We start from the raw sequence: 4,857 nt of genomic DNA on the forward strand, positions 1-4,857 counted from the left end.
CGCGCTGGAGGCCTTGCGGAGCACTCGACCCGCGCTCAACGATGAAATACGTCGCCTTCGCGGGGTCGTAGCGGCAGTCGACGGGCTCGAACGGGTCGCGAGGGCTGCCGCTGATGCGGTGACAAATGCACGCGCCAGCATTGCCCGAACTCTCGCTACCGCCCCCGAAAGCGACCTTGCCGCGCTTGCGTCAACTCGGGCACGCGATGCGGATGCCGCACTTGCAGCAGCAGAGGCAGCGCTGGAACCGCTGTCGGCGAACGCGGCGGCGGCAACCGAACAGCGATCGAGCGTTGCAGCTGACCTCGACGAACTGATCGCGCGCGACAACCAGCTCGGCGCACGGCTGGTACAGTATCAGGCAGAGGACAAGGCCTGCGCCGATCGCATCGCCGCACGCAATCTGTCGAACGCGACCATCGACGATATTGAGGCGAGATTGACGGCTGAGCGTGAGCGCGCCGCAGACGCGCGAGCACGTCTGGCACAGCTGAGTGAGGTGGCGACCAGGACGTCATCGGACGTCCAGCGCGAGCAGGCCGCGCTCGATCTCGCGCAACGCGACCTTGCCGCGGCCGAGGCAGCCCGCACGACTTCGGAACAGGCGTCGCGGCAGATGCAGCGGCGCTGGACGCGCGCTGGTCTCAACGACATTCCAAGCCAGGCTGAATATGACCGCGGGCTCTCCGCCATCGACACAGTGCTGGCAGGTTTGCGGTTACTGGCCGAACGCCAGCTATTGCTTGCCCGCGACAATGAGGATGCTCTTCTCCAGAGCGAGATCGACGAGATCGTCGCGTCGATGCGGACCGCCGGGGGCGACGATGGCGTCCGTGATCCGGCAGCCTATCTGACCGCGCTGAAGGTAAAGCTTGAGGCCGCTCGGTCGGCAGTGAAGCTCACCACCACGGCACGCAACGCGGTGAAGCGCTACTCGGAGGACCTTCAGAAACAGGCCGACGATTTTTCTGCGCGCGTGCTTGACCCGCTCAATACGGTAATCGACGATTTCAACGAGGCGATGCTGAGCACGCCCGGCGAAAGCATTCAGTTCAAGGCGGACACGCGGGTCGATGCAACCAGCTTCGGCATGGCGCTGCGCTATCGCGAGAAGGTCGACAATGCGATCGAGACGAAGAAGGATCTGCCGCCTCAGGTCGTGCTGAGCGAGGGCCAGCTTGCCGCGAATGGCTTCAGCATCCTGTGCGCGGCGAGTACGGCCTATCCTTGGTCACGCTGGCGTGCGCTGCTGCTCGACGATCCGCTGCAGCATAACGACATCATTCACACCGCCGCCTTTGTCGACGTGATGCGCAACATGGTCGAATTGAATGGCTATCAGCTGATCATGTCGAGCCATGATCGTGGCGAGAGTGAGTTCATCGCGCGGAAATTCGATGCGGCCGGTCTTCCCTGTTCCACGGTTCTGTTGACGGCGCCGTCGGACAAAGGCGTAGTCTGGAACGCGCCGGAACATAATAAGGCCGCGACACGGATATTGCGCAAGGATGCACAATCCCTCAGCGTCAGCAGCGCCTGACGCGGTTGATACGAAGGTGACGATGGTTCGAGGTAGAGAGCGATCGGCTTGTCGCAGATGATTGGCATTCTCGCCTGAGGCAGGTCCGACTCGATCCCCGCAACAATTTCGATCAATGCGTTTCGGGCGTGACTGGACGGTGGCGCACACCGCAGGCAAGCGACGTGGAGAACGTCGATCTTACGCCACGGGCACCATAGCTACGCCAGCCTAACCTAGATTTTGATGGCGGACCGCATGAGATTCGAACAACTATGCTGACTTAATCGTATGCGATGAGCCCTAATCATCAATCAGCAGACTAAAACGACGCAGTTCTTTACCTGGCTTACTGCTAGGATAAGAGTTTCGATCACGAATTTTTCATCGGTCGTGCGAGGCGAACTCCCGGTCCACCGCCGTTCTCGGGGATAAATTCGATGCCGGACTTCTCAAGCACAGATTGTAGATGAGAAACTGTCGACGACTTCAAAGCTTCGCCAGCCTCAAAGCGAGTTACGGTGTTTGTCGAAACATCAGCGAGATTGGCCAGTTCACGAACCCCCAATCTCAAAGCTGCTCTCGCCATTCTACATTGAACAGGCGTCATCGAAAATCGCTACAAAATACCAAAAATCTTGACTGTAGGCGTAGGGTAGGCTAGCTTCTGGGCCCTAAGGCGGCCGGCAGAGTGCGGTAACACTCGACCGACCTAACCACAACCAAGCTTGATTGGAGCTCGGATCATGGCTGATTCCGACCATAGCATGAACTATGCCTGCGTCACGCGTCGCGTAGCGCTTTTAGGCGGCAGCGCGGCCGTCACGGGTGGCGTTTTGGGAAACGCTTCTTCTGCTATCCCGCTCTCTTCATTTCGACCTGACGATCCTGTCATCACACTCTGGCATGACTGGGCAGCTACCCACCTGCTGGTGCAGGAGCTAAGCCAGCTGATGCAGAAGCTCGAAGTGGAAGTCGCAGAACGGTTCGACAGCTTCGGCACGTTGGTTCCGGTACCTGGCTGCAAGCCCGTATACGTGCACTCCCTGTTTGATCTTAATCGATTAATTGGCGAGCGCACGGATATGGGAGCTACTCGACTGCAAGCGGAACGTGAGCTTGCTGCCAAGCAAGCTGAGTTCGACGCAATTTCCAGCGAGGTCGGTTACTTCTCAACCATGAAGGCCGAGCAGGCGGCATTTTCACATGCCAAGACCGTGCTAGATGCCATGATAACCACGCCAGCCATGTCGCTGGCAGGTGTTGCTGGTAAGCTGGACGCGATCGGCCGTTGGGGCGAAGCGTGGGATGAACGGCCGGACACCTTTCCATGGCCGCACATCCAGTCGGCTCATGCAGACCTGGTTCGACTGGGAAAGCAGCTGACGCCAAACGTTAGCTACCCAGCGCCAGAAGCCTGATCCCGTGGGATGATTGCAGCCGACGCACGTCATTGCCTCCACTGCTACGGTAACTGCCCCACCCATCGGGTTCGACCTTAGCGCCGAACCCCAATCCTTGTCCGCCCTCTGCCCTGCGCCGGTGGACGAATTACCATGTCAGTCAGGGTTGGCTAGACACTTTGCGGGAACGGAGTGGATGGCCAAGAAGCCGGTTGGAGCTGTGCTGGTTGGGCAGCCAGCCTTGACCGGCTTTCCAGAGATTTCAGAGCAGTTGCTGCGAGACATACTGGCTTCGCGCTGCGGGGAGGGGAGGCGGCAGCCAAGCGGCTCATCCATAGCAAGCGGCTGCCGCTAACATGGTCTGTTGCCGCCGCTGATCGCGCAGACACCGCGCCGTCTCCAACAACGCTTCTCGCAACCTCGTGGATTGTTCGGCTTGAGAGTGACGTCATGGCCATCCTCCCGAACCACATCCGAACGCCGATCTAAGCTGCGATCTCAGACGCATCCTCCTCATCTTCCTCGTCCGCCTCGCTCCTCTTAACGGGAAGGGCGAGAGCTTCAGCGATGGCGTTCGATACCTTATTGGCAGCCGCGCGGATCGGATCTGTCTTGAGGTGCGCGTAGCGGGCTGTTGTTTGAACCTGCGTGTGACCAAGCAAGCGTCCGATCATGGTGAGATCCTCGCCGAGCTGCAGGGCATCCGACGCGAAGGAATGGCGCAGATCATGGATGCGCAGGCCATCGAGCTTGGCGCGCTTGCGCAATCGCCGCCAAGGCTTCTGCATGTCGGTGAGGTGCTGACCTTCGATCGTCCCGGTGATGACATAGGGATTGTTCTTGCACTTCGAGATGGCTTTGAAGACGTCCACGGCTGCTTCGCCGATAGCCACCAGTTTGGCGCCGGTCTTGGAATCAGGTAGACGCAGAAGCCCGGCGTCGAGATCAACATAGTCCCATTTAAGCGTCTGGATCTCGCCAAGGCGGCAGCCGGTGAGAAGAAGGAGCTGGATGCAGGATGCCGCTTCACGCTCACCATCCGCTTCGCGCAGAACCTTGCCAAGCCGCGCAAGTTCTTCCGGTGTCAGATAGCGCTCACGCTTGACCTCTTTGTATCGCTTCACCTTCCAGCACGGGTTCACACCGTCGGTACGGACGCCCCACGTATGCGCAACAGTGAACATGATCGAAAGAACGCCAAGGGTTCGGTTGGCCTGATACGGCGTTGCCCTCATCGACTGATGCAGTTCCACGACATCAGCGCGCGTGATGTCGATCAGGCGATGCGATCCAAGCTTCGGGTTGATGAAGAGCTCGACCGACCTCTTGTATTCTCCATGGGTCGAGGCTTTGCAGTGGGACGCGACATGGTCATCAAGAAAGCGTTCGCCGAACTCCTTCATTGTCGGCGACGCTTTGCGGCGATCACGATCTCTTGCCGGATCAGCGCCTAAGCGAACCTGCGACAGATGCTTCATGGCTTCAGTGCGCGCTAGGTTGGGCGTCACCGCGCCATGCAATCCGATGTTGATCCGGCGCAGCCGACCGCCTGTTCGAAACTGAGCCAGATACATCTTGCGGCCGGAGGGATAAACCCGAAGGCCAAACCCTTTCATCTCGTCATCCCAGATGAAGAACTCCTTGTCCGCAGGTGCCGCGGCATCGACGGAACGTTTGGTGATCTTCGCCATGGTCTTCTTCCGTCAAAGGGGGATGTCCGGAATCACATCGGAAGCATCAGGGAGCGTAAAACTGGGTATTCCTCTCGCAGAAAAGAGTAAGATGGATGAAGCTATACGTCAACCATAACAGCGGGTTAGGCGGAAATCTGCGTCAGCTTCGCAGTGCCGGATACCGTGGCGAAAAGCGCCCTCAGCAAACTCATAACCTGAAGGTCGCAAGTTCAAATCTTGCCCCCGCAACCACTTCTGTCAT

3 protein-coding genes are annotated in these 4,857 nt (G+C 58.9%); 2 read left to right on the forward strand and 1 reads right to left on the reverse strand.

Annotation, left to right across the window (positions count from 1 at the left end; translation table 11 throughout):
- A partial coding sequence (locus RTX98_RS19815) for a hypothetical protein (RefSeq protein ID WP_312798589.1) occupies nt 1–1,540 on the forward strand: 1,540 nt, incomplete at its 5' end.
- 725 nt (nt 1,541–2,265) lie between these two features.
- Nucleotides 2,266–2,940 (forward strand): hypothetical protein, encoded by a 675-nt coding sequence (locus RTX98_RS19825; RefSeq protein WP_312798592.1) that lies wholly within the window; start codon nt 2,266–2,268, stop codon nt 2,938–2,940.
- A gap of 467 nt (nt 2,941–3,407) precedes the next feature.
- Here the strand turns inward: RTX98_RS19825 and RTX98_RS19830 are convergent, their stop codons facing one another.
- Entirely contained in the window at nt 3,408–4,613 is a 1,206-nt protein-coding gene (locus tag RTX98_RS19830) for a tyrosine-type recombinase/integrase (RefSeq protein ID WP_312798593.1), read from the reverse strand.
- Nucleotides 4,614–4,857: the final 244 nt, after the last annotated feature.

Origin of the sequence: Tianweitania sp., assembly GCF_032053605.1 — a bacterium.
In the GTDB taxonomy this organism is placed as follows: domain Bacteria; phylum Pseudomonadota; class Alphaproteobacteria; order Rhizobiales; family Rhizobiaceae; genus Tianweitania.

What these genes read in the sequence shown, in the direction of transcription:
- RTX98_RS19825 (WP_312798592.1), top strand. Translation starts at nt 2,266, where the DNA reads ATGGCTGATTCCGACCATAGCATGAACTATGCCTGCGTCACGCGTCGC.
- RTX98_RS19830 (WP_312798593.1), bottom strand. Translation starts at nt 4,613, where the DNA reads ATGGCGAAGATCACCAAACGTTCCGTCGATGCCGCGGCACCTGCGGAC.